The following is a 1,888-nucleotide window of genomic DNA, read 5'->3' as shown; positions in this document are numbered from 1 at the left end:
GGACGGGCCGGTGCGGGGACGGGAACGGCCGGTCCCCTCGGCCGGCGTGCGGGCACGCCGGCACGCACGCCTCCCGCCCCGGTGCGGGCGAAAGGCGTGCCGGGCAGGGGCCGGATCAGGAGCCGGACGGAGGAGGAAAGAGGCTATTCACGGGCGGCGAGCGCCAGGACCCAGTCGCTGTCCAGGCCGACGTCGCCCACCGCGACGAACTCGCCCGTTCCCGCCCGGGGTGTCTCGGGCAGCCGGGAACCGACGAGCCAGCGCGAGGTGTTCGCGGCGATCACCCGCCGCTCGGGGCCCACGAGCACGGCGTCGTGCGTGGTCTCGCGCAGGGCGGCGAGCAGACGGGGCTCGAAACCGCGCACCTGGAGGTCCGCCCCGGCGACCCCGAGGAAGATCTCGTCGACGACCGGAAGCGCGAAGGTGAAGATGTACCGGTCGGCCCCGAAGTAGTCCACATAGGGGCCGTGGACCGCGCGCCGCCCGTGGTCCCGGCCGGCGGCGAACCACTCCATCTCGAAGTACTCGTAGACGTCGACGCTGGTCGGGTCCAGGTTGAGGCGCAGCTGGACGAAGCCCGTGCTTCCGCGCTGCCACCACTCGATGTGCCGGTCCCGGTCCGGCAGCACCCCCGCCGCCACCAGGAAGCCGAACCCGTCGGCGGCCTGCTGTTCGCTCGCCTGCTCGATCAGCGTCGGCTTGATGCCGGCGAGGTCCGGGACGCGGAAGGAGCCGTGGTCCGCGAGCGCTGCGCGCCGACGGCCGATGACGTCGTCGGAGACCTTCTCCAGCCGGTCGAAGACCTCGGTGAGCAGGCGCCGCACCCCTGCGAGCAGAGTGTCCAGCTCCTTGGCCACCTCCGGTGACCCGTCTCCACGAAAGGCGTCCTCAGGACACATCTGCGCCTCCACTGTCATCGACCCGCCACCGTCAGATGCAACTCGATCAGTCGGCGCAGGTTGCGCCGGACGTGGCGCTCGGCGAGTGCCCGGGCCCGCTCGCCGTCCTCCTCGGCGATGGCCGTCGCGATCGCGTGGTGCTCGGCGACCGCGTCGTCCGTCGACGTCCGTGTCTCCAGGGGCAGCCACAGCATCGGGGTGAGCTCGGCCTGCAGCGCCACCTCCAGCTGGGTGAGCCGCTCCGACTGCGAGGCCATGGCGATCTCCAGGTGGAAGCGGCTGTCCGCCCTGATCCGGTCGCCGACGCCCTCGGCCGCCGCGAGCTGCTCGACCAGGTGGAGCATGCGTCTGACGTTGGCCGCGGAGGCCCGCTCGGCGGCCAGCAGGGCGGCGGCGCCGCAGACGGCGAACTGCTCGTCGGCGAAGTCCCGCAGCTCGGAGACGGTCGTGGACCGCAGCCGCTCCTCCAGGGCGTCGAGCGGCGGGTTGGCCGGCCGCCGCACGAAGGTGCCTCCGTTGCGTCCGCGGCGTGTCTCCACCAGTCCCTGCTGCCGCAGGATCGCCAGCGCCTCCCGCAGCGTCATCGGGGAGACGCCGAGCTGGTGCGCGAAGTTCACCTCGGGCGGCAGCTGCTCGCCGTCGACCACGAGTCCGAGCATGATGGCGCGGCTGATCCGCTCGACGACCTCCTCGACCCGTCCCCCCGCGTTCAGGGGGGAGATCAACGAGGTGCGCATCACCGGAACGCCGTCGGCCGCCACCCAGACTCCTCGCTCCTCGTCATCGGCGTGTTACGTGCACGACCCTTGTGGGATAACCCATGGGGTTGTAGCTTTCCGCGCACCGCCGGAGCATTTTAGGCCACTGCACCCCCGGCCCGCCGGAAAACCGGACGGGTCCCTCCCACCCTCATGCCCAGCCGAGGAAAACGGCCGGGCCACTCCCCCCTCATGCCCGCTTCCGGTGGTTCCAGCCGCCCCCCACCCATC

2 protein-coding genes are annotated in these 1,888 nt (G+C 72.1%); both read right to left on the bottom strand.

Translation table 11 applies throughout. From position 1 onward, the window contains the following. Positions 1-143 precede the first annotated feature (143 nt). Positions 144-857 carry a PDC sensor domain-containing protein gene (locus tag CCN35_RS26860; RefSeq protein ID WP_245863538.1) on the bottom strand — a complete coding sequence of 238 codons (714 nt, stop codon included), beginning with the start codon at positions 855-857 and terminating at the stop codon, positions 144-146. Positions 858-913: 56 nt separating this feature from the next. Further along, on the bottom strand, positions 914-1,660 hold the full coding sequence (locus CCN35_RS26855; protein ID WP_236560611.1) for a FadR/GntR family transcriptional regulator: 747 nt from the start codon (positions 1,658-1,660) through the stop codon (positions 914-916). Positions 1,661-1,888: the final 228 nt, after the last annotated feature.

This window comes from Streptomyces thermovulgaris (assembly GCF_002155915.1).
Taxonomy (GTDB): Bacteria; Actinomycetota; Actinomycetes; order Streptomycetales; family Streptomycetaceae; genus Streptomyces; species Streptomyces thermovulgaris.
The sequence above is the reverse complement of the archived record's forward strand: the minus strand, read 5'-3'. Positions and strand labels throughout refer to the sequence as shown.